This is a genomic window from Cypionkella sp. (assembly GCF_028290025.1).
Classification (GTDB): domain Bacteria; phylum Pseudomonadota; class Alphaproteobacteria; order Rhodobacterales; family Rhodobacteraceae; genus Cypionkella.
In genome coordinates this window covers 1-22,064 of sequence record NZ_JAQGKQ010000052.1, presented here as the reverse complement: position 1 = coordinate 22,064, position 22,064 = coordinate 1, and the positions used below count along the sequence as shown (strand labels likewise).

General features: G+C 57.4%; 18 protein-coding genes and 1 pseudogene. 12 read left to right on the top strand and 7 right to left on the bottom strand.

What is annotated here, in order from left to right:
• Positions 1 to 10 precede the first annotated feature (10 nt).
• Together JWS10_RS08225 and infB are read left to right on the top strand one after the other, a co-directional pair.
• The gene (locus JWS10_RS08225; RefSeq protein WP_299479229.1) at positions 11 to 646 is read left to right on the top strand and encodes an RNA-binding protein; all 636 of its coding nucleotides are present in this window, start codon (positions 11 to 13) and stop codon (positions 644 to 646) included.
• A 5-nt stretch (positions 647 to 651) separates the two neighbouring features.
• Entirely contained in the window at positions 652 to 3,264 is a 2,613-nt protein-coding gene (gene infB / locus JWS10_RS08220; RefSeq protein WP_299506252.1) for a translation initiation factor IF-2, read from the top strand.
• Positions 3,265 to 3,657: 393 nt separating this feature from the next.
• Here infB and JWS10_RS08215 read toward each other — a convergent pair whose 3' ends face one another.
• The 3 genes from JWS10_RS08215 to JWS10_RS08205 all read right to left on the bottom strand — a co-directional run bounded on the left by JWS10_RS08215 (position 3,658) and on the right by JWS10_RS08205 (position 6,330).
• On the bottom strand, positions 3,658 to 4,056 hold the full coding sequence (locus JWS10_RS08215; protein ID WP_299479223.1) for a (deoxy)nucleoside triphosphate pyrophosphohydrolase: 399 nt from the start codon (positions 4,054 to 4,056) through the stop codon (positions 3,658 to 3,660).
• A gap of 3 nt (positions 4,057 to 4,059) precedes the next feature.
• Entirely contained in the window at positions 4,060 to 5,382 is a 1,323-nt protein-coding gene (gene argJ, locus JWS10_RS08210) for a bifunctional glutamate N-acetyltransferase/amino-acid acetyltransferase ArgJ (RefSeq protein WP_299506251.1), read from the bottom strand.
• 99 nt (positions 5,383 to 5,481) lie between these two features.
• Entirely contained in the window at positions 5,482 to 6,330 is an 849-nt protein-coding gene (locus JWS10_RS08205) for a peptidylprolyl isomerase (protein ID WP_299479217.1), read from the bottom strand.
• 198 nt (positions 6,331 to 6,528) lie between these two features.
• Between JWS10_RS08205 and secA the strand changes: the two genes are divergently transcribed.
• The 4 genes from secA to JWS10_RS08185 all read left to right on the top strand — a co-directional run bounded on the left by secA (position 6,529) and on the right by JWS10_RS08185 (position 12,719).
• Positions 6,529 to 9,243, top strand: a complete 2,715-nt coding sequence (gene secA, locus JWS10_RS08200; protein ID WP_299506250.1) for a preprotein translocase subunit SecA — start codon at positions 6,529 to 6,531, stop codon at positions 9,241 to 9,243.
• A gap of 154 nt (positions 9,244 to 9,397) precedes the next feature.
• On the top strand, positions 9,398 to 10,447 hold the full coding sequence (locus JWS10_RS08195; RefSeq protein ID WP_299506248.1) for a hypothetical protein: 1,050 nt from the start codon (positions 9,398 to 9,400) through the stop codon (positions 10,445 to 10,447).
• A gap of 28 nt (positions 10,448 to 10,475) precedes the next feature.
• The gene (locus tag JWS10_RS08190; protein ID WP_299506245.1) at positions 10,476 to 11,966 is read left to right on the top strand and encodes a phosphate ABC transporter substrate-binding/OmpA family protein; all 1,491 of its coding nucleotides are present in this window, start codon (positions 10,476 to 10,478) and stop codon (positions 11,964 to 11,966) included.
• Between the two features lie 9 nt (positions 11,967 to 11,975).
• Positions 11,976 to 12,719 carry a class I SAM-dependent methyltransferase gene (locus JWS10_RS08185; RefSeq protein ID WP_299506244.1) on the top strand — a complete coding sequence of 248 codons (744 nt, stop codon included), beginning with the start codon at positions 11,976 to 11,978 and terminating at the stop codon, positions 12,717 to 12,719.
• Here JWS10_RS08185 and radC read toward each other — a convergent pair.
• A pseudogene (gene radC / locus JWS10_RS08180) lies at positions 12,691 to 13,451 on the bottom strand (DNA repair protein RadC). The gene JWS10_RS08185 and the pseudogene radC overlap by 29 nt on opposite strands.
• A gap of 43 nt (positions 13,452 to 13,494) precedes the next feature.
• Positions 13,495 to 14,721 (bottom strand): lytic murein transglycosylase, encoded by a 1,227-nt coding sequence (locus tag JWS10_RS08175; RefSeq protein WP_299506242.1) that lies wholly within the window; start codon positions 14,719 to 14,721, stop codon positions 13,495 to 13,497.
• 459 nt (positions 14,722 to 15,180) lie between these two features.
• On the opposite strand from JWS10_RS08175, the gene JWS10_RS08170 reads away from it, so the two are divergent.
• The 3 genes from JWS10_RS08170 to JWS10_RS08160 all read left to right on the top strand — a co-directional run bounded on the left by JWS10_RS08170 (position 15,181) and on the right by JWS10_RS08160 (position 17,134).
• Entirely contained in the window at positions 15,181 to 16,164 is a 984-nt protein-coding gene (locus tag JWS10_RS08170; protein WP_299506239.1) for a manganese catalase family protein, read from the top strand.
• Positions 16,165 to 16,301: 137 nt separating this feature from the next.
• Positions 16,302 to 16,658: a hypothetical protein gene (locus JWS10_RS08165; RefSeq protein WP_299506236.1), complete on the top strand. Its 357-nt coding sequence runs from the start codon at positions 16,302 to 16,304 to the stop codon at positions 16,656 to 16,658.
• A 107-nt stretch (positions 16,659 to 16,765) separates the two neighbouring features.
• Positions 16,766 to 17,134 carry a DUF983 domain-containing protein gene (locus JWS10_RS08160; protein ID WP_299506233.1) on the top strand — a complete coding sequence of 123 codons (369 nt, stop codon included), beginning with the start codon at positions 16,766 to 16,768 and terminating at the stop codon, positions 17,132 to 17,134.
• A 42-nt stretch (positions 17,135 to 17,176) separates the two neighbouring features.
• Here the strand turns inward: JWS10_RS08160 and JWS10_RS08155 are convergent, their stop codons facing one another.
• A complete protein-coding gene (locus JWS10_RS08155; protein WP_299506230.1) occupies positions 17,177 to 17,815 on the bottom strand; it encodes a DUF6766 family protein in 639 nt (212 codons plus the stop codon).
• A gap of 182 nt (positions 17,816 to 17,997) precedes the next feature.
• Here JWS10_RS08155 and JWS10_RS08150 point away from each other — a divergent pair, with 182 nt between their 5' ends.
• Positions 17,998 to 18,504 (top strand): DUF2243 domain-containing protein, encoded by a 507-nt coding sequence (locus tag JWS10_RS08150; RefSeq protein WP_299506227.1) that lies wholly within the window; start codon positions 17,998 to 18,000, stop codon positions 18,502 to 18,504.
• A gap of 204 nt (positions 18,505 to 18,708) precedes the next feature.
• Positions 18,709 to 19,434 (top strand): Crp/Fnr family transcriptional regulator, encoded by a 726-nt coding sequence (locus JWS10_RS08145; protein WP_299506224.1) that lies wholly within the window; start codon positions 18,709 to 18,711, stop codon positions 19,432 to 19,434.
• Here the strand turns inward: JWS10_RS08145 and JWS10_RS08140 are convergent.
• Positions 19,406 to 20,047: a sensor histidine kinase gene (locus tag JWS10_RS08140; protein WP_299506222.1), complete on the bottom strand. Its 642-nt coding sequence runs from the start codon at positions 20,045 to 20,047 to the stop codon at positions 19,406 to 19,408. The two genes, JWS10_RS08145 and JWS10_RS08140, sit on opposite strands and share 29 nt — an antisense overlap.
• Positions 20,048 to 20,306: 259 nt before the next feature.
• On the opposite strand from JWS10_RS08140, the gene cphA reads away from it, so the two are divergent.
• On the top strand, positions 20,307 to 22,064 hold a 1,758-nt coding region (gene cphA, locus JWS10_RS08135), incomplete at its 3' end, for a cyanophycin synthetase (protein ID WP_299506219.1).

Genomic DNA, 22,064 nt, shown 5'->3' with positions numbered 1-22,064 from the left:
GGGGATTACCGTGACACGCGGTGGCCGGGAAAATCTGCAAGACGACCCGGAACGCAAGTGTATTGCGACCGGTGAAAGCCAGCCGAAAGCGGGGTTGATTCGCTTTTGTCTGGGGCCAGAAGATTTGATCGTGCCGGATATTCTGGCGCGATTGCCGGGCCGAGGATTCTATGTCTCGGCAGATCGGGCGGCGATTGAGAAAGCCGCGAAAAAAGGTCTGTTCTCTCGGGCTGCGCGTCAGCCGGTGAAAGTGCCGGATGATCTGGCCGATCTGGTGGAAACGCTGCTGTTGCGGCGGGTGGTTGACCTGATCAGTTTGGCTCGCAAGGCCAGTGGGGCCGTGATGGGCTATGAAAAGGTTAAAGAATGGCTGCAAAAGGACAAGGTTCGGGTGCTTTTGCAAGCTGCCGACGGGTCCGAACGCGGTAAGACGAAGCTGCGCGCACCGGATGGTGAGGGGTCGTATATCGGCTTTTTGTCAGCGGAGGAATTGGGTTTGGCTTTCGGGCGCGAACGTGCGATACACGCCGCGCTTGCGGCTGGTGGACTCACGACGCGTGTTGTAGAGGAAGCGGCAAGGCTGGCTGGTTTGCGTGGGCAAATCGTTCAGCAGGATGGCGACGAGATCGCCTTGAAGGATACGTAGGACGCATGAGCGATACAGACGGCAAGAAACCCCTCGGCTTGGGTGGCGGCGCACCTCGTCCCGGTCAGGTGAAGCAAAGCTTCTCGCACGGCCGCACGAAAAGCGTTGTGGTTGAGACGAAGCGCAAGCGCGTGGTCGTGCCAGTGGCAGCGGCCAAACCGGGTACGCCCGGAGCTGCGGCTGCGCCGGGGTCTGCATCACATCTGGGCGATCCTTCGAAGCGCCCCGCTGGCATTTCCGATGCCGAAATGGAACGCCGTCTGGCGGCATTGCGCGTAGCAAAAGCGCGCGAAGCCGAAGACAATGCGCGCCGGGCTGAAGATGACAAGGCCCGCGACGAAGAGCGTGCTCGCAAGCGCGAAGAAACCGAAACCAAAGACCGAGAAGAGCGTGAGCGTCTGGCTGCGGCGAAAGCCAAAGCTGACGAAGAAGAGCGCGTTCGGGTCGAAGCGGCCGCTGAGGCTGTTTCCAAAGCTGCGGCTCGCAAGGCCGATGTGCTTGGCACCTCGCGTCGTCAACCGGCTGCGCCTGAGAAACCCGCGGAAGCTGCTGCCCCTTCGGGTCGTGGTGATCGTGCGGATCGTAACGCTCCGGCGCAACCTGCTGTTAACGATGCGATTGCGCGTGCTCCAATGGGCGCTAAGCCTGCTTTGGCCGTCCGCAAAGTTGACCGTGACCGCGAAGAGCGTGAGCGTAACGCCAAGGCTAAAACCGATGACGGTCGCCGCACGGGCAAGTTGACGCTGAATGATGCGTTGGCTGGCGAAAGCGGTCGGACCCGCTCAATGGCTGCGATGAAGCGCAAACAAGAAAAAGCGCGTCAAAAGGCTTTGGGCATTGGTAAGCCTGAAAAGCAATTCCGCGATGTGCAGTTGCCGGAAACCATTACGGTTTCTGAGCTGGCAAACCGGATGACCGAACGTGCTGCGGATGTTGTCAAAAGCCTGATGAAAATGGGCATGATGGTGACGATGAACCAAGCCATCGACGCCGATACTGCCGAGTTGGTGATTGAAGAGTTCGGCCACCGCGTCGTGCGTGTGTCGGATGCTGACGTCGAGCAAGCGATCGAACTGGTGGCGGATGCCGATGGCACCCGGATCACCCGGCCGCCGATTGTCACCATCATGGGTCACGTTGACCACGGTAAGACCTCGCTTTTGGACGCTATCCGTAAAGCGAATGTGGTTTCCGGCGAAGCTGGTGGCATCACGCAGCATATCGGCGCCTATCAGGTGACGACCGAAAAAGGTCAGGTTCTGACTTTCCTCGACACGCCCGGCCACGCTGCCTTCACCTCCATGCGTTCGCGTGGGGCTCAGGTGACGGATATCGTCGTGCTGGTGGTTGCGGCGGATGACGCTGTGATGCCGCAAACGATTGAGGCGATTGCCCACGCGAAAGCGGCGAAAGTGCCGATGATCGTGGCGATCAACAAAGTCGATAAATACGGCGCAGACCCAACCAAGGTGCGCACCGATCTGCTGCAACACGAGATCGTTGTTGAGGCGATGTCGGGTGACGTGCAGGACGTCGAAGTTTCGGCCAAGACCGGCCAAGGCATCGAAGAACTGCTGGAAGCCATTGCTCTGCAAGCTGAAATTCTGGAACTGCGCGCCAACCCGAACCGGGCTGCTGCGGGTGCTGTGATTGAAGCTAAACTTGACGTTGGCCGTGGCCCGATTGCGACGGTTCTGGTGCAAAATGGCACCCTGCGCAAAGGCGACATCTTTGTTGTCGGCGAGCAGTGGGGCAAAGTGCGCGCCTTGATCAACGACAAGGGTGAGCGGATCGACGAAGCTGGTCCTTCGGTTCCGGTCGAAGTGCTGGGCCTGTCGGGGACACCCTCGGCTGGTGACACGCTGAACGTGGTCGAAACCGAAGCGCAAGCCCGGGAAATCGCGGATTATCGTCTGAAAACCGCGAAAGACAAACGTGCGGCGGCCGGTGCTGCGACTACGCTGGAACAGCTGATGGCGAAAGCCAAGGCGGATCAGTCGGTTGCGGAGCTCCCGGTGCTTGTGAAGGCTGACGTGCAGGGTTCTGCCGAAGCCATCGTGCAAGCGCTTGAAAAGGTTGGCAATGACGAGGTTCGTGTCCGCGTGCTGTCTTATGGCGTGGGTGCGATTACCGATACCGACGTGATGTTGGCGGAAGCCTCGAAATGTCCGATCATCGGGTTTAACGTCCGGGCGAACGCCTCGGCGCGGAACTCGGCGCATCAGAAGGGCGTGGAAATCCGCTATTACTCGATCATCTATGATCTGGTGGATGACATCAAAGCAGCAGCTTCGGGCCTGTTGAAAGCCGAGATCCGCGAAACTTTCATCGGTTATGCGACGATCAAAGAGGTCTTCAAAGTTACTGGCATCGGTCAAGTCGCGGGTTGTTTGGTCACCGAAGGCGTTGCACGTCGTTCGGCGGGCGTGCGCTTGCTGCGTGACAACGTGGTAATCCATGAAGGCACGCTGAAGACGCTGAAACGCTTCAAGGACGAGGTGAAGGAAGTCATCTCGGGTCAAGAATGCGGTATGGCGTTTGAGCGTTACGACGACATTCGCGCAGGCGATGTCATCGAAATCTTCGAGCGCGAAGAAATTCAGCGCACCTTGGCTTAATCACTGGCTCTCCGGCAACAGGGGGCCGCCAAATAGAAAAGGCCGGGGAAACCCGGCCTTTTTTTCATAGCGCTGATGTAAGACTCAAGACGATTTGATGCGTGCGACAGGAAAACCTACGAAAGTTTTTTCATCGACCTTTACCATGATTTTGCCGTCGGCCATCTGACCCACCAGCAAGCCTTGAATAGAAACGCAACTACCTACCGAAATCGTTCTGAGCATGTGCTAATCCCCCAATCAGCGATGATTTCTCAAGCCTAGAACTGATTCGTTAAAATTCCCACCACAATTTCATCGCCGTATGGAAAAACTTGCAGAAATATGATGCAGTTTCTAAAGAGCGTTGCTTCGATTTGATGCCGCTCGCCCCAGAACGCCTTTTTCAATGCGCTAAAGCCAGTCGCGCAGGATCGGGATCAGCGGGAGATCGGCGGGAGGCATGGGATAATCGCGCAGGTTTTGCGGACGCACCCAGGCCAGCTTTTGGCCTTCTTGCGGCGCAGCGATACCGGCCCAACGTCGACAAGCAAACAGCGGCATCAGCAGGTGGAAATCTTCATAAGTGTGGCTGGCGAAGGTCAGCGGCGCGAGGCAACTTTCCCAAGTATCGATGCCAAGCTCCTCCCTTAACTCGCGAATTAGCGCGGCTTCGGGCGTTTCACCCGGCTCAACCTTGCCGCCGGGAAACTCCCACAGACCAGCGAGCGATTTGCCTTCTGGGCGTTGGGCGAGCAGCACCCGGCCTTCGGAGTCGATCAAGGCCACGGCAGAGACGAGCAGGGTTTTCATATATCAAGAACGGTAGTCGGCGTTGATTTCGATGTAACGGTTGGTTAGATCGCAAGTCCAAACCGAACGCGCAGATTTGCCTAAGCCTATATCGACGGCAATCACCAGATCGGATTGCAGCATGTAAGCCGCGCCGTCTTCTTCTTTATACTCGGGGTTCCGCCAGCCATTTTCGGCCACCAAGACATCGCCAAACCGGATGCTCAGCTTGTCACGATCCGCCTCGGCACCCGATTTACCGATCGCCGCAACGATGCGCCCCCAGTTCGGATCTTGGCCAGCGATAGCGGTTTTCACCAGCGGCGAGTTGGCAATCGCCATCGCAACTTTGTGCGCATCAGAGTTGGAGGCAGCGCCGGTGACGCGAACTTCGACGAACTTGGTCGCCCCCTCGCCGTCACGGATCACTTGATGCGCAAGGTCCATCATCACGCCGCGCAGGGCGATCTCGAAGGCTTTCAGGTATGCGCCTTTCAGCTCGGCGGCCTCAGATTTGCCAGTGGCGGCCAGCAAAAGCGTGTCGGAGGTTGAAGTATCGCTGTCCACCGTAATTGAGTTGAACGTCGGCTCGGTGTTGCGCGACAGCAGTTTTTGCAGATTGGTCTGGCTGATTTTGGCATCGGTGAAAATATAAACCAACATCGTCGCCATGTCCGGTGCGATCATGCCCGAGCCTTTGGCGATGCCCGCGATCTTAATCTCACCGCCATCGCCCTGCACGGAAGCGGCTGCACCTTTCGGGAATGTGTCGGTGGTCATCATCGCATTGGCGGCCATTTCAATGGCATCCTCACGCAATCCGCTCGCCAGATCAGCGATCTTGTCGGTGATTTTGGCATAGGGCAGCGGCTCCCCGATCACCCCGGTCGAGGATGAAAACACCCGGGAGGCGGGGATGCCCAGCGCCTCCCCCACGCCATTGGTGACGGCAGCAACGGCCTCATCGCCAACGCGCCCGGTAAAGGCGTTAGAGTTGCCCGAGTTCACCACGATAGCGCCACCAGCACCAGCGGGCACCTTGGTCGCAAGCTTCACCTGACAATCGCGCACGCAAGCCGAGCGGGTGGTCGAACGGGTGAAAACCCCAGCCATCGCGGTGCCGGGGGCAAGCCGCACCAGCATCAGATCTTTGCGGTTTTGGTATTTGATGCCAGCTTCAACAGCGGCAAACTCAACGCCCGCAATCACCGGTAGGTTCGGGAAGGCGGCGGGAGCCAACGGCGAGACTGGCTTGGCTTTCTTTGCCTTAACCACAGGCGAAGGTGCCACGGCTTTCAGCTTGGCTTTCAACGACTTAACCTTCGCCTTCAACTCTTTTTTCGCCATTGCGTCCCCCGCTAAATGTCCGCGTCTATCTGAATTCGGCGCGCAAACCAGCAAGGTCTGCGCGCCGATGTTTAGCGTATTAGCAAGAATGCGTAACTGTTATTTATCAAGCAGCGTGGCGTCGCCGAGGAACTTTGGATCAATCGCCTCACCCGGCTTTTCGATCTTGGCAGCGTCGGTCAGCGTCTTGATGTGATCTTCGACGGCCTTCTGCTCAATCGCTTGCGCCAACTCATCGCGTGTTTCGTCCAGTGTAGGTTTCGCAGCGACTCGGGTTTCCTTCACCAAGATCAGGTGCCAGCCGAAATCCGATTTGATCGGGCCGGAAACTTCACCAACTTTGGCCGCCACAACCGCATCTTCAAACGGCTTGACCATCGCGCCCAAACCAAACCAGCCGAGATCACCGCCCTGCGCGCCCGAACCGGTGTCCGTGGAATTTGCCTTGGCAAGCTCGGCAAAATCGGCACCGCCCGCGAGCTGGGTTTTCAGCTCATTCGCCTTTTCTTCGCTATCCACCAAAATGTGCGAGGCGTTGTATTCAGTCGCCGGGGCCACATCTTTGAACTTTTCGTCATAAGCTTTTTGCAGCGCCGCATCGGTCACAGCGGCAGTCACAATCGGCTTCAACGCGGCGTTCGACAGATAACCGCGACGGTCGTTTTCCAGTTGCAGCGTGTCTTTTTTGGTCAGCTTGTCTTCCAGCGACGCCGCCAGGACTGTCTGCTGCACCAGTTGATCCAAGATGCCTTTGAACAGCACATCCGGCGGCAAAGTCTTATACTGCTCTGGCAGGCTTTCGCGCGCCACGATCATATTGCCCAAGGTGATATTGGTGCCGTTGACGGTGGCGATCACCGTATCGGCGGTTGGGTCTTGCGCCAGTGCTGGGGCTGCCAAGGCGAGGGACAGTGCCATTCCCGCCATAAACCGCATCGCTTTTGCCATCTCACACTCTCCTGATCGGTCCGCAACCCTGCGCGACGTTGACTATGCTGGGCCTTACCCTTACATCGCACGGGTCGCGTGTGATGCAAGTTTGCCCAAGCTTTGACGCCCTTCTAAGGAAGCCGCCGCAGTCGAGCAAGCCAGAGCCTCACACGATATTGTCAATACCGGTGGTATATACGACCGGGCGGAGAAAACATGCTGGGTCTTGGATCGCTTACGCGGAAGATGTTTGGAACACCGAACGACCGGATGGTCAAATCGGTGCGCCCTTTGGTTGCGAAGATTAGCGCGTTAGAGCCGGAGTTTGCGGCGCTCAGTGATGATGAAATCAAGGCGAAAACCGCCGATTTCCAGAGGCGGATTGCGGGTGGCGAAAGCCTTGATGCGCTGCTGCCTGAGGCGTTTGCGAATTGCCGTGAGGCCGCCAAGCGCGCCTTGGGTCTGCGCGCGTTTGATGTGCAGTTGATGGGCGGGATCTTCCTGCATCAGGGCAACATCGCTGAGATGCGCACTGGTGAGGGCAAGACCTTGGTCGCCACCTTCCCGGCTTACCTCAACGCGCTTTCGGGCAAAGGCGTGCATGTGGTTACGGTGAACGATTACCTCGCCAAGCGCGACGCCGAATGGATGAGCAAGGTCTACGGGGCTTTGGGCCTGACCACTGGCGTGGTCTATCCCTATCAGGGTGAGGCGGAAAAGCGTGAGGCTTACCGCGCCGACATCACCTATGCGACCAACAACGAGTTGGGCTTCGACTATCTGCGCGACAATATGAAAGCCTCGCTGGAGGAGATGAACCAGCGCGGCCACAACTATGCGATTGTCGATGAGGTGGACAGCATCTTGGTCGATGAGGCGCGCACGCCGTTGATCATCTCCGGCCCGTCACAAGACCGCAGTGAGCTTTATCAACTGGTCGATAAGCTAATCCCGCTGCTGAATGAGACGCATTTTAAGCTGGATGAAAAAACTCGCAACGTCACCTATTCGGAAGACGGCAACGATTTCATCGAACACGCGCTACACGAGGCCGGGATTCTGCCCGCCGAGCAAAGCCTGTATGAGCCCGAAAGCACCACCATCGTGCACCATGTCACGCAGGCTTTGCGGGCGCACAAGCTGTTCACCCGCGATCAGCAATATATCGTGCGCGACGGCGAAGTGATGCTGATCGACGAGTTCACCGGCCGGATGATGAAGGGCCGCCGCTTGTCGGATGGCCTGCATCAAGCGATTGAGGCGAAAGAAGGCGTGGCTATTCAGCCCGAAAACGTCACTTTGGCGAGCGTGACCTTCCAGAATTACTTCCGTCTCTATGACAAGTTGGCCGGGATGACCGGCACGGCCTCGACCGAGGCTGACGAGTTCATGGAAATCTACAAACTCGGCGTGGTCGAAGTGCCGACCAACCGCGAAGTGAAGCGCAAAGATGAGCATGATGCCGTCTACCGCACCGCGCGTGAGAAGTTTGAAGGCGTGGTGAAAACCATTCAGGAAGCCCATGCGACGGGCCAGCCGATCTTGGTCGGCACCACCTCGATTGATAAATCCGAGGCGCTTTCGGAAATGTTGAAAGCGGCCGGCATCCCGCACAACGTGTTGAACGCGCGTCAGCATGAGCAAGAGGCGCAGATCGTCGCCGATGCAGGCAAGCTGAACGCCGTGACGATTGCGACAAACATGGCGGGCCGTGGCACCGACATCAAACTTGGCGGCAACGTTGAGTTCAAGGTGATGGAAGCGATCACCGCCGATCCGCATTTGCACCCGGATGAGGTGCGCGCACGGGTTGAAGCTGAACATGCCGATGAAGAGGAAGCGGTTAAGAAGGCTGGCGGTCTGTTCGTTCTGGCAACAGAGCGTCACGAATCACGCCGCATCGACAACCAGTTGCGTGGCCGTTCGGGCCGTCAGGGCGATCCGGGCCGCTCCAGCTTCTTCCTGTCGCTAGAAGACGATCTGATGCGGATTTTCGGCTCCGAGCGTCTTGATGCCGTGCTGTCGAAGCTGGGCATGAAGGAAGGCGAAGCGATTGTTCACCCCTGGGTCAATAAATCGCTGGAACGCGCGCAGGCCAAGGTCGAAGGCCGCAACTTTGACATCCGCAAGCAGTTGCTGAAGTTCGACGATGTGATGAACGACCAGCGCAAAGCCATCTTCGGTCAGCGCATGGAAGTCATGCAGGCCGAGGATCTGGGCGAGATCGTGATGGACATGCGCCATCAGGTTGCCGAAGATTTGGTCGATCACTACATGCCCGCCAAAACCTACGCCGACCGTTGGGATACCGCCGGGCTGCAAGAGGCGCTGATCGAGAAGATGGGCCTCGATTTGCCGATAGCGACTTGGGCCGCCGAAGAAGGCACCGACCAGCAAACCATCCGCGAGCGTATCGTGGCGGCCTCTGACGCCTTGATGGCCGAAAAGCTGGAGGCTTTCGGGCCGGAAAGTATGCGGAACATCGAAAAACAGCTGCTTTTGCAAAGCATTGATGCGAAATGGCGTGACCACTTGCTTCGGTTGGAACACCTGCGCTCGGTCGTTGGCTTCCGGGGTTATGCACAGCGCGATCCGCTTAACGAGTATAAAACCGAAAGCTTCACGCTGTTCGAGTCCATGCTGAACTCTTTGCGCCAAGACGTGACGCAAAAACTGGCGCAAATTCGCCCGGTCAGCCAAGCGGAACAAGAAGCCATGATGGCGCAGTTTATCGCGCAACAGCAAGCTGCACAGGCCGCAGATCGTGAAGCAACTGCGATTGAAGCGCCTGCGGTTGGTTCTCCAACGGCGGCAGCACTCGCCGGATTTGACGAAGCCGATCCGACAACTTGGGGCAACCCGGCCCGCAACGATCCCTGTCCATGCGGTTCGGGCCAACGGTTCAAAGCGTGTCACGGCAAGCTGGTCTGATAACGACTTAATGTTACAGCACTATTGATCAGGGGCAGCTTCGGCTGCCCTTGCCTATTTGCTGCCGCGGAGTTCGGAAACATTCCTTGATTGCGCCGCATCAGCGCCGTGTTTGACGGGCACTACCCCTCAAACAGATTCGCTGGAGGAACCGATGGCAGCCGATATGAAGCGCAGACTGGCCCGTGGCGTCGCGGTGATCACGATTGCTTTGGGGGCAGGGCATCTGGTGCAAAGCATGTCGGAAAAGCCCATGGCCGCGCGCAATGCGAGCAATCAGCCCGCCAACACCCAGCTTCTCGAGCAGCCGAAACACATCGAGCGTCTCGCTGCTACAGATATGGCTGTGGCGCTTCCGGTTAAAAAGATCGCGGTGGCGATGTTGCCGAAAGCTACAGACGCCGCCAAGCTCCAACTTACCGTCATGGCGCCGAAGCCCGCCTCGCCCGTTACAATGGTGATGCCAGTCTCAGTGCAACCCTCTCACATTGACGCGACAGTGCCTGCTGTGCCCCTGAAGACAGGATCTGATCCTTGCCCGGTGGCGCTCAATCTTGCGAGCAGCGAAAACGCATTGATTGAGGTGAACTTGCTTTCGCCTTGCCACGCCTCTGAGCGGGTCGTGGTGAAACACGCTGGTCTGACGTTCACCGCTAAAACCTCGCCGAAGGGCGCGTTGTTGACGGATTTGCCAGCACTGGTACAAAATGCCGAAGTCGAAGTAATGTTTAAGGATAACACCTCTGTCAGCGCGAAAGTACTTGTGCCAGAACTGGCCAGCCTGCGGCGTTTTGCGGTACAGTGGCAACAAGACGATGCCTTTCAGCTCCATGCATTTGAGGATACCTCTGAGTTCGGCGGCGCCGGTGATGTCTCGGCTTCCATGCCGCACGCGCCAGCGACTGGAGTTCCGGCGAAGGGCGGCTTTATGACCGTGCTGGGTGATGCCTCAACAACCTTGCCGATGCTTGCGCAAGTATACACCTATCCCAAAAACACCACGACCAAGCCCGAAATCTTGATAGAGGCCGCCGTGACCAAAGCCACCTGCGGCCGTGAAATGCTGGGGCAAACTCTGCTCACCACCGCCGGAGCGGTGAAGATTAGTGATATGTCACTCGAAATGCCCGATTGTAACGCGGTGGGTGACTATCTTGTGTTGAAAAATCTTGTCCCGGACATGACTATCGCCTCTGCAAACTAACGGCCAACTCACGGTCAGGGCGGGATTAATGATAAGTTTCTGGCGCGCGGCGATTTTCGCCGCGCTTCTGCCATGTGTGGCGATGGCGCAAGACGTCACGCTGACCTCACGCGATGGGGCGCTGGCGATTGCGGGCACTCTGCAAGGTTATGATGGCGAGTTTTTCCGTATCGACAGCTCCTATGGCCTGCTGACCATTGACGCTTCCGGCGTGATTTGCGATGGCCCGGCCTGCCCCGATCTGACTGCCCCAAAAGCCGTGATCCGCTTGGTAGGTGAAGCTGATGCGGGGTTTGCGCTGTTGCCGCTACTGATCGCAGGGTTCGCAAAATCGCGCGGTTTGCTGTATGCGGTCGGCCCAGAAGGCGCAGTGCTGACAGACCCCGCAACCCATAAAGTATTGGCCGAAATGTCCTTTCGCCCGCTACTTCCCGATCAGGCCCGCGCAGAGTTGAAGGCTGGACGCGCCGAATTAATGGTCGCGTCGGCAATCGAACCAGACTTCGGCTCAAAAGCCGTTGCGCTCGATGCTTTGGTGCCAATTGTCGCGCCGGACAATCCGCTGCCGAAGATTTCGACGATTGATCTGGCGCGCGTGCTGGCTGGTGAGGTGAAAAACTGGTCCGAAGTCGGTGGGCTCGACATGCCGCTGGTATTGCACGGCCTTACGCCAGACAGCGATCTGCAACGCGCACTTTCTGCGCGGCTGGGGCGCGACCCGGCGGCAACGATCACCCATGCCGATCTGCGCGCGCTGGCGGATGCGGTGGCGAAAGACCCATGGAGCATTGCGCTGACCGGGCGCGCCTCGGAAGGTGCAGCGCGCGCCTTGCCCTTGTCGGACAGTTGCGGCTTTCCGCTGACACCCAGCGCTCTGGCGGTGAAGGCAGGCGACTATCCGCTTACGCTTCCGGTGTTTTTGCTGACCCCGCGTCGTCGTCTGCCGCTGATGGCGCGTGAGTTTCTCGAATTTCTGGCGTTACCCACCGCCCAAGCTGCCATCGCGCGCGGCGGCTATATTGATCGCGGCCTCGAAAGCCAACCGATGACAGCCGACGGCCTGCGCCTGATCAACGCCATTCAAGGCGCGGGCGAAGAGACGACTTTGTCCGATCTGAAGCGCCTCGTCGACCTGATGGACGGCGCGGATCGCCTGTCGCTGACGTTCCGCTTTGAAGATGGCACTTCGGCGCTGGATGCGGAAAGCCAAGACAGCTTAAATGATTTGGCGCAACAGATCGAAGTTGGATCATTCCGAAACAAGACTCTGATCTTAGCGGGTTTTTCGGACGGCTCCGGCGCGGCGGAGGCCAATCTTGCCCTGTCGCAAGACCGTGCCGATGGCATCCTTGCCGCGCTAAAGCAGGCAGCCACCGGAATGCCGGACAGCGCCTTTCCGCATGTCGAAGCCTTTGGTGAGGCGTTGCCGATGGCATGTGATGAAACCGCCGCAGGCCGCCGACTCAATCGCCGGGTGGAGGTTTGGCTAAAGCCTTCTTTCACGCCATCCCAGCCTTAAGGAATCCAGATGCAAAAAGACCAGCTGCGCGATATCGCAGAAAGCCAAATGCCTGAGGTTACGCCCGAAGTAGTGCCGGACACTTACCGCTGGAACGTGATTGACGACCTAACGCCTAGTGGCAATCTGGGGATAGAGCTGGGCGTCGCGGCGGGGTCATTCTCGGCCAAGATGGTGGCGTCAGGCAAGTTCGCGCGGTTCTGGGGCGTTGATATGTATGCCGATTCGCACAACACCGCCGAATATAAGGCTGCGCTGCGACTGGTGGGCTTGGATCAAAACTATCATCTGCTGCGGATGACCTTTGATCAGGCGATTGATCTGTTCCCCGACGGCTATTTCGATTTCATCTATGTGGACGGCTACGCCCACACCGGCGAGGAGGGAGGCCGCACCCTGTTGAACTGGTATGCCAAGCTGAAGCCCGGTGGCATTATGGCCGGGGATGATTACGATGTGAAAAGCTGGCCGCTGGTGGTTTGGGCAGTACATGATTTAGTGCAGCAGTTGGGCTTGCATCTGAAAATCACCGATAAGGCGGGCGACGTGACCTATAATCGTTACCGCTCTTGGTTCTTCATCAAGCCGCAGCGGGTTGACAATGTCGTCGCTCTGTCGGGCAACGCAACGCTGATGCAGCTGGGGGACGCCGAGAAGCAGCGCCGTGCCGAGGCGACCAAAGCTAAGATGCATGCCCGTAAGCACAACCGCAAAGCGGCGCAGTCTATAGATACCCCGCCGCCCGGAAACTAAGCTCGCGGCTTTTGCCAATGATCAAGTGATCGTGCAGAGTGATGCCCAAGACGAGCGCGGCCTCTTGCACTTGCAGGGTCATGGTGATGTCGGCTTGCGAGGGCGTCGGATCACCGGAGGGGTGGTTGTGAACCAAGATCAGCGCCGAGGCGTTCAGCTCTAGCCCGCGCTTGACCACCTCTCGGGGATAAACCGGCACATGATCGACTGTGCCCTTGGCCTGTTCCTCATCTGCGATCAGCACGTTTTTACGGTCGAGAAAATGCGAAATTGTTCGGTTTCGCGGTGCGCCATCGCGGTGTGACAATAATCGAGCAGTGCATCCCATGACGACAACAGCGGGCGGTTCATCACCCGCGCTCGCATCATCCGTTGGGCAGCCGCTTCAACAATTTTCAGCTCTTGCACCACCGCCTCTCCAATACCTTTCACCATCATCAACCGCGCCGGCACTGCAGTAACCACCCGGTTGAAATCGCCGAACGTGTCCAACAACTCACGCGCCAGCGGTTTTACATCTTGGCGAGGAATGGCGCGAAACAGCAGCAGTTCCAACAGTTCATAGTCGGGCATCGCAGTAGCACCGCCCTCCATGAAGCGGGTACGAAGCCGTTTACGATGATCGGCGATGTAGGACGGCAGCTTGCCCGGCAACGCATTCCCCACCGCCTCATCCACGTCGGGCGCGAACAGCGGCAGGGGGGCTTCGTTGAAGGCACGTGGTTTGTTCATGGCAAGCAAGCTGCCATGACAGTGGTGAAGAAATCGTTAACGCTTACAACATCCGCAGCAATTCGACGCTCGGCTGACCCGTCACCGGAAGCCCCCGCGCGCGTTGAAAATCGCTGATCGCGGCGATGGTTTTAGCGCCAATCACCCCATCCGAGCCCTGAGTATCAAACCCAGCCGCTGTCAACTTGCGTTGCAAATTCTGCCGATCGGCCAAAGTCATGCCTTGTGCATCCGGGCCAAAAGCCGCGCGCAGCGGGCCAGCACCGTTCAAGCGGTCCGATAAGTAGCCGACGCCCAGCGCATAATTCTCGGCGTTGTTGTAGCGCAGGATGACATTGAAGTTCTGATACAACAGGAAAGCGGGGCCGCGCGGACCGCCAGGCAGCAGCAGAGATGCGGCACCATGACCGCCCAAACTGCCATTTACCGCGCGCACGCCAAGTTCCGCCCAATCGCTGCGACCCTTGCCACGCCCCGCAAGGCCAACGTTGAAACCAGACGGCAGCGTAACCTCCTGCCCCCAAGGCTGCCCATGCGTCCAGCCGTTTTTCGACAGATAGGCGGCGGTCGAGGCCAGAGCATCGGTGGGATCGTCGCTCCAAATATCGCGGCGGCCATCGCCGTTGAAATCAACCGCGAAGGCTTGGTAGCTGGTCGGGATGAACTGCGTATGCCCCATCGCACCCGCCCAACTGCCGGTCATGTTCTGCGTGTTGGTATCGCCGTTTTGCAGGATTTTCAGCGCCGCAACCAGTTGTTGTTCAAAAAATGCCGCACGACGGCCTTCATAGGCCAGAGTCGCTAGCGCCGAAATCACCGGAACATTGCCGCGCCTTGTGCCGAAAAAGCTCTCGAGCCCCCAGAACGCCGCAACAACATGCGGCTCCACGCCATAACGCGCCTCAATCGCGCGCAAGGTGCCCATTTGCTGCGCCAGCATTTGGCGGCCCATGCTCAGGCGTTCATCGCTGGCGGCAATGGCGAGGTAATCTTCGGTGGTGCGGGTGAACTCGGTCTGGTTGCGGTCTTTCTCAATCACGCCAGGGATGAAACCCGAAGCACGAAAGGCAGTGTCAAACGTCGCCGCCGAGACGCCTTTTGCGACGGCACGCGGACGGAAATTTTGCACCCAAGCGTCAAAACCCGCGTCTGGCACCATCGGCATTGTGGTTTGCGCTGCGGGACGACTGGAACTGCGGCCACCTCCGACGCAGGCTGACAGGCCCAAAGCGGACAGGCCGATTGAAAAATTGCGCCGCGTGACCTGCATGAAGAACCTCTACCATTTGCTTGTTACGGCCAACTCTAATTGATTTGGCCGGAAGGGCAAACCAATGGAGGGCCTTTCCGCTTACCCGTGAAAGAGTTTGTGACGATGGTCGGCGTTACGACGAGCGAAGCTAAGCGAGAGTGTCGTATGTCGGGCAAACAGCCGCCACCACTCTCAAGCGCGATCCGAAGTGCAGGCCGCCTCGCAACAACTTATGGTATTAAGCACCGCAGTAAGCGGTGTTTAAACGCTCCAAGCTAACTGCAACACCATTGGCCAGATCGCAGTTAACCAAAGGATATGAATGCGAGCCGTAGCGAAGATTACAGCGCACAGAAACAATCCGTAGCACGCCGCAATAATTATAAATTACGCATCCTCATCTCGCATTGTTATTTCAGGATAAATTGAAATTGAGAAATTTAATTTCTTGATATGGCGATTTGCGGGGAACGAGGGATGTTCTTGATGGTTGGGAAAGAGAAAGAGCAACTGAAAAACCAACAGAAAGGATGCAACATGTTTCTTCGTGTCGACAAGCTACAAATTGAACTGCCTGCTCCGCTCAGGGCCGATCCCAACGCAGGTGCTGCGCTTCAAGAATTGCTGGGCGGAAAATACGGTGAAATGTCTACGCTTGGAAACTATATGTTTCAAAGCTTTAACTTTCGCAGCAAGAGCAAACTTCGGCCTTTTTACAGCTTGGTAGCCGCGATTACCGCTGAAGAATTGGGCCATGTTGAATTGGTCAGCAACGGTGTCGCCATGCTGAACAATGGCCCCGATACGAGTCTGGACGAGGAATATGGCGGAGACATCTCGGGCGCACCTTACGAAATGATGGCAGACGTTCGCCTCGCAGCCGCGTTTTTCTCCAATGGCGGCGGCGCAGTGCCGGTAAACAGCAACGGGCAATCGTGGAATAACGATTTTGTCACCACAACCGGCAACGTAATTTTTGATCTTCTGCACAACTTCCACCTCGAATGCGGCGCGCGCCTCCACAAACTGCGGGTTTATGAGTCGTTGACGGATCCTACTGGCCGGGAAGTCTGCGGGTACCTTCTGGTACGCGGTTCGGTCCATGCTCATGCCTATGCCTTGGCCCTGAAAAAAATAACCGGCGTTTCAATCGAGAAAATGTTGCCCGTGCCGAATATTCCCCTTGGTAACATCCCGGAATGTCAAAAGTATCTGGAAGAGGGCTCACACCGCCGACTGTATACTTTCAGCCCGGACGATTACCAAGAAATGTCGGGAATTTGGGGTAACGGTGAAGTTGCATTGCCGGATGATCCTCCGGGAGAGTTGACTGTCGTTGAGGGGATGCCCGACGGCGGTAAAATCCAGCAGTTGAATGGCGTGCCGTCGGCATTCACGCCGGATTATGCGCCGGAAGAGATGTATGAAATTGCTGCCAAGCTTTATCAAGCGTCGCGTTAATCTTCCTAGTAAAATACCGCCCTCGCCCAATGGGGTGAAGGCGGTAAATCGCTGCACATATTTTCATCCGGCTCCGACTAAAAAACGCCCGATGCGCTCGCATGACCTCAATGGAAAGATGCAAAATGAAGTCCCCGATGAATAACTCTGACTCGCCGCCCAATCGCCCTTTGGACAGCGCCGAAGCCCAGGCATCTTCGGGGCGCTCGCCAGAAGGCATTGTTACCAGCGATGCCCTGCGTCATCAGCTTGATCACGGTGCAGGCTCTGACAAAGTATCGGCCAGCGACCCTGCGGCCGCTCCCTTGGGCACGGATGATGAGGCAGGTGGACATCCCCCAACGAAAGAACAGCTGCGGATGGCGAGCGCGCAGGAAATCCGCTCTGCGCCGAAACCATCGGTCGATACCCGCGACGTTAAAGTTTCAAAGTGGATATGGGCCGCTGGGTTATTCATCGTGCTGGTGGTGTTGATCTATGCGTTGTCTCGCTGAAAATGAGGTGTGCCGGAGCCCGAGTTGCCGCTTGCACGCATTAAGTCGATCGACGACGACAAGCGCGAGAGTAGATTGATGGAGTTCTTCGTTCGAAGGTGGTGAACATGACATCGGAAGACATTTCCGCGGGAACGGCTTTCTATCGGGGGTTGCTCGGCAAATGTCCTAAATGTGGTAAAGGAAAGCTATTCGACGGTTATCTGTCGGTTCAGGGCAGTTGCAGTTTCTGCGGCGAGCCGCTCGCGATATACCGATCAGCAGATGGGCCGGCGTTTTTCACCACGTCGATAGTGGGGCTGCTACTGATTCCCGTTCTTGGGCTGAGTTATGTTGCGTGGAGACCAGAACCGCAAACGCTGCTAATATGGACGACAATTATCATTGCGATATTGACGCTGGTGGTTTTGCGGTTGGTCAAAGGAGCATTCGTTGGGTTGCTCTGGTTTAGGAAAGAAATAGACCGCGGATCGTGATCGCCATGGTCAAGCGAACGAGGGCCGTAAAAACACCCCTCCCTACGAAGCACCGGTGTCGCTGTTGGCGGCGATCAGAGGTTTTGATTCCGGAGAATTGCGAAACCGCAGGAAAATGGAGAGTACGACCAAGACCGCCGTCGATAGGAATTCGGACTGCCAATTCTGGAAAGACTCAAACCAGAACTGCGCATCTTCAAGGTACGCCCACGCCGATGTTGGCACCTCTCCGTGAACCAAGGCTTCGCTATTCGATGCGGCCCAACTTCCGAGCCAATGCACTACAAAACATGCGAAAAACATCGCTGCCAATGCGAGCCCCAGAGAATGCGCATAAAGCCAGCGCCAAAAGGAGCTTTGCGCGCGCCACGACAGCGGCACTGCGTTGCCGTCCCGCGCAGGTTCGTCGGGGTCTCGAGACTCGGCTGAGCCGCGCTGAAACAGATATGAAGTGAGCATAACGTATGCCGCCATCTGCAAAAACTCGCTTTCCCAATTCTCGAAAAGCGCTGACAAAAACGTGCCGGACTGGATGTAGAACAAAAGACTTATCGGGGTCTGACCATGCGCAGCAAGCATCTCATTCTCGACCTGCAGACCGGACGCCACCATCCCGCAGATGCAAAGCGCCGTTATGATCAGAAGCGTGAGCGTAAGCCCGTTGTCGTGTAGAAATTTCATCTTTTGTCCTGCGCCAGCTGTCAACGACGGATAACGCGCAGGACGCTTCTTGGTTCACCGCTGTCCATGTGGCCTTAAATTGTATGCCGTTTGATCTAAATCCCCGCCCTCATGCGCGGTAGGAACTAGTTCTGCCTCAAACCGTTATGTCTGAAGCACTTCATAATACCGGGAAGCCTCCCATGCGCGACACTGCCAGATTAGCCGATCGCGCATTTCCGACTTCGGCGGGCATCTTCTTCGGCTTGGGCCTCGGCGGGTTTTTCGATGGCATTGTGCTCCACCAAATCCTGCAATGGCATCACATGCTGAGTCAAACGCACCCACCGATTGACGTGGCGGCGCTTAAGCTGAACACCCTTTGGGACGGCCTCTTTCACGCCAGTACCTACGTCTTTGTCGTCATCGGTCTGCTCTTGCTGTGGCGCACTGCGCACCGCTCGCATCTCTGGTGGTCGGGCAAATTGCTGGCGGGAACCATGCTGATCGGCTTCGGCACGTTCAATTTGGTGGAGGGCGTTGTCGATCACCATCTCTTGCAGCTTCACCACGTGAACGAGACGGTGCCCGCTGACCAATGGGTCTACTGGGATATAGGTTTTTTGGTCTGGGGTGCGGCCATGCTGATCGGAGGATGGGCGCTTTATCGAGCTGGAAGGCAAGACTACCGTCGAGGCGTTCTTAGTTGAAGAAGCGGACGATTTATATTTTTGCCAAACGTTGATCCGGCGGAAGCTGCTTCAAAGAATTGCGGTGGGGCCGCCACAGTAGTTACGCTGTAAACGCACAATAGCGCTAATCCGCAGAATACGTTTTTTGAGTACTAGGTAACGTGATAGTCTATCTGTGAGTGTCAGATTTAATTCCTCATCCCGTTTATAACGGTGGACCAGATGATTTCAAATTACGCAAATCGACCAAGCAACACTCTCCTTCTGGCGATGCCGGGTACGCTTTGGCAGAGCATAGATACCCTACTGGAGCCAGTAGAATTGCCGGTTCGTTTTTTTGTAGAAAAGCCTATGGCACCGATTGATTATGTGTATTTCCCGGTAAGCGGTATCGCATCCACTGTTGTGTCGGCCGGACGTGACAAGCGCGCCGAAGTGGGCATATTCGGTCGGGAAGGGATGTCAGGTATTCCCGTCGTGATGGGTGGCGACCGTTCGCTGCAAGAATGCTTCTTCCAAGTGGCCGGCAAGGGCGTTCGCGTTGAAAGCGATGCACTGCGCAAGGCGATGGACGATGCCCCGGCGCTTCGGGTGTTTTTTCTTCGCTTCGTACAGGCGATGTTAATGCAGACCTCGCAAACCGCGGTTTCAAACGCACAGTCCGTGCTGGAAGAGCGCCTTTGCCGCTGGCTTTTGATGAGCCATGATCGCCTCGGTCAGGACGAGCTTGAGCTCACCCACGAGTTTCTTTCAATCATGCTTGGGGTTCGGCGGGCCGGCGTGACTTCGGCGCTGCATATATTAGAGGGCCGTCATCTTATCAAATCCACGCGCGGCTTGGTTGTTATCCTAGACCGTGAGGGGCTTGAGGCGGGGGCGGGCGGCTCTTATGGCCAGCCGGAATCAGAATATGAGCGGCTCATTGGGTATAGTCTGCGGGGAACCTGACAACAAATTCGGCACCCCGGCCCGTTTGGGCGCTCAGTGAGCCACCCAGATCCTGCACCGCTGAGGCTACGATTTTCAACCCTAGGCCGTTACCCTGATTGATGTCGAAGCCTTCTGGCAGCCCGGCGCCACCGTCCGCAAACCGAAGCCGTATAGTTCCGTCTTCACCTGCGTCCACATCAAGCGAGACGCATCCATCAGAACATGAGGTGTCGCGTGAATGCGACTTCAAACCGTGCTTAATTGCATTGGTCATTAGTTCGTTGACGATGATTGTCACTTGCATCGCAGCCCGGGCAGAAACCTTAAGCGGCTTGGTCGCGTTTATTGACAGGGAGCATCGGATACCTACAGCGGCGGCAAGGTCGGGCAGTGTTTCGGAAAAATACTCTGCCAGATCAATCTGTGCTGACGTTGCGTGGTGCTGCAAATAGGCATGTACCCTAGCGATGCTTGCCAAGCGCGACTGGGCGCAGAGCAAAGCAGAGCGCACTTCTTCACTGTCGGATTGGCGAACCTGCATCCGAAGGAACGCCGCCGCGAGACTAAGACTGTTTGCGATGCGGTGATTGCTTTCGGCCACCCAATCCGGGCTAACCGATTCTAGAGCCATGGGCCGTGCGTCGACCTGAAAAAAGTTCTGTCTGCCCATTCGCTTACCTCGCTCATTCCAGCCAGCTCGGCTGTGTACGATTCCAATGTAACGCAACCAGAAGCAGTGGTGCAGCCCAAGACTACGTACGTTTCCGTACCGAGCGAACAGGCCGGGAACTGCCCATCATACAAACTCGTTGACAGGCCATACGCTGGCGCTGCCACTCGAAAATCAGGTGCGCCATCGCGGAAGAACCTCGTCCGGGATTGGAAAAGACATGATCACGCCCGTTAGATCCGCAGCATTGCAAGACGCCAAACCGCAGCCAATGCAGCTTTTAGGCACCAGAGTGTTCCGCGGACCGCACCTTTATTCGCAAACGCCGATGATCCGATTTGAGATCGACCTTGGCGCGCTAGAAGAGCGGCCCACCACGACGCTCGATGGTTTTGTCGAGGCGCTGCTTATGCGACTTCCGGGGCTTGCAAACCACGGCTGTAGCTACGGCGAACCCGGCGGTTTCGTGCGTCGGATGCGCGAGGGAACATGGCTTGGACATGTCATCGAGCATGTCGCGCTTGAATTGCAGACTGGGGTGGGGATGCCAGTTAGCCGTGGAAAGACGCGAGGTGTTAAGGGGCGGCTGGGCGTTTATAATGTCATGTTCGCCTATGTCGATGAAGCCGTGGGGCTGGCTGCGGGACGGCTTGCCATGCGTTTGGTTGATGAGTTGCTGCCCGCCGAACTGCAGGGCGTGGTCGGCCTTGGCGACTTACCCGCGACGCTGGATGATGGCTTCGCAGACTTGCGCGAGGTTGCGGCAAGGCGTGCTTTAGGGCCGACGACGCGATCGCTGATGAAAGAGGCCGAACGGCGCAATATCCCCGCTCGGCGGCTGGATGACGACAGTCTCATCATGTTCGGTCAAGGCATCCATCGAAAACGCATCCGGGCCAGTTGCTCGGACCTGACCTCGCAAATCGGCACTGACATCGCGGCCGACAAGGATCTGACCAAGCAGCTTTTGGACGATGCCAATCTGCCTGTGCCAAAAGGTGAGCTTGTGACAACAGAAGCCGAGGCCGTCCGGGCGGCAGAGCGGCTGGGATTTCCGGTAGTGACGAAGCCCTTGGACGGAAATCACGGGCGCGGCGTGACCATCGGGATCGCTTCGACACAAGAGGTCGAGTGGGGGTTCAGAACTGCGAGAGAGTACGGACGTGTTGTCATCGTCGAGCAGCATTTCGTCGGCTCCGATCACCGCATTCTGGTAATAGGCGGTGAGGTGGTGGCTGTAGCCGAACGCGTTCCTGCCCACGTCACAGGCGACGGCCAACGTAGTATCGCCGAACTTGTGGCCGAGGTGAACCTTGACCCCAAACGCGGCCACGGCCACGCCTCGGTGCTGACGCGTATTGAGATTGATGACATCACTTTGCGCTACCTTGACCGCTGCAACATGAACGCAGGCAGCGTGCCAGAAGCGGGTCAGACGGTCTGGCTGCGGCCCACGGCGAACCTTTCGACCGGTGGCACCGCGATAGACCGAACTGACGAGATTCACCCGGAAAATGCTTTGGTCGCTCGACGGGCAGCCCGAATTGTCGGGCTCGACATCGCCGGGATAGATTTCGTTTGTCCTGACATTACCAAATCTGTGCGGCAGACAGGTGGCGGTATCATTGAGGTCAACGCCGGCCCCGGCTTTCGGATGCATCTGGAGCCGTTTCAGGGTCGGCCGCGCAACGTCGCCCGCCCGGTGCTGGAACTGTTGTTCCCCCAAGGCTCGCAAGGCCGCATCCCGATCTTTGCGGTAACTGGCACCAACGGCAAGACCACCACCGTGCGGATGCTGGCGCATATACTTGAAGCCACTGGTGCCACGGTCGGGCTGACCACCACCACCGGTATTTACCTTGGCGCAGATAAAATTGCTTCGGGTGATTGCTCGGGCCCAAAGAGCGCGGGTCTTGTACTGCGCGAGCCCAGCGTTGAAGTGGCGGTGTTTGAATGCGCGCGCGGCGGCATTCTGCGC

Coding starts and splice junctions, on each gene's coding strand:
- infB (WP_299506252.1), top strand. CDS start 652: ATGAGCGATACAGACGGCAAGAAACCCCTCGGCTTGGGTGGCGGCGCA.
- JWS10_RS08215 (WP_299479223.1), bottom strand. CDS start 4,056: ATGAAAACCCTGCTCGTCTCTGCCGTGGCCTTGATCGACTCCGAAGGC.
- argJ (WP_299506251.1), bottom strand. CDS start 5,382: ATGGCGAAAAAAGAGTTGAAGGCGAAGGTTAAGTCGTTGAAAGCCAAG.
- JWS10_RS08205 (WP_299479217.1), bottom strand. CDS start 6,330: ATGGCAAAAGCGATGCGGTTTATGGCGGGAATGGCACTGTCCCTCGCC.
- secA (WP_299506250.1), top strand. CDS start 6,529: ATGCTGGGTCTTGGATCGCTTACGCGGAAGATGTTTGGAACACCGAAC.
- JWS10_RS08195 (WP_299506248.1), top strand. CDS start 9,398: ATGGCAGCCGATATGAAGCGCAGACTGGCCCGTGGCGTCGCGGTGATC.
- JWS10_RS08190 (WP_299506245.1), top strand. CDS start 10,476: ATGATAAGTTTCTGGCGCGCGGCGATTTTCGCCGCGCTTCTGCCATGT.
- JWS10_RS08185 (WP_299506244.1), top strand. CDS start 11,976: ATGCAAAAAGACCAGCTGCGCGATATCGCAGAAAGCCAAATGCCTGAG.
- JWS10_RS08175 (WP_299506242.1), bottom strand. CDS start 14,721: ATGCAGGTCACGCGGCGCAATTTTTCAATCGGCCTGTCCGCTTTGGGC.
- JWS10_RS08170 (WP_299506239.1), top strand. CDS start 15,181: ATGTTCTTGATGGTTGGGAAAGAGAAAGAGCAACTGAAAAACCAACAG.
- JWS10_RS08165 (WP_299506236.1), top strand. CDS start 16,302: ATGAATAACTCTGACTCGCCGCCCAATCGCCCTTTGGACAGCGCCGAA.
- JWS10_RS08160 (WP_299506233.1), top strand. CDS start 16,766: ATGACATCGGAAGACATTTCCGCGGGAACGGCTTTCTATCGGGGGTTG.
- JWS10_RS08155 (WP_299506230.1), bottom strand. CDS start 17,815: ATGAAATTTCTACACGACAACGGGCTTACGCTCACGCTTCTGATCATA.
- JWS10_RS08150 (WP_299506227.1), top strand. CDS start 17,998: ATGCGCGACACTGCCAGATTAGCCGATCGCGCATTTCCGACTTCGGCG.
- JWS10_RS08145 (WP_299506224.1), top strand. CDS start 18,709: ATGATTTCAAATTACGCAAATCGACCAAGCAACACTCTCCTTCTGGCG.
- JWS10_RS08140 (WP_299506222.1), bottom strand. CDS start 20,047: ATGGCTCTAGAATCGGTTAGCCCGGATTGGGTGGCCGAAAGCAATCAC.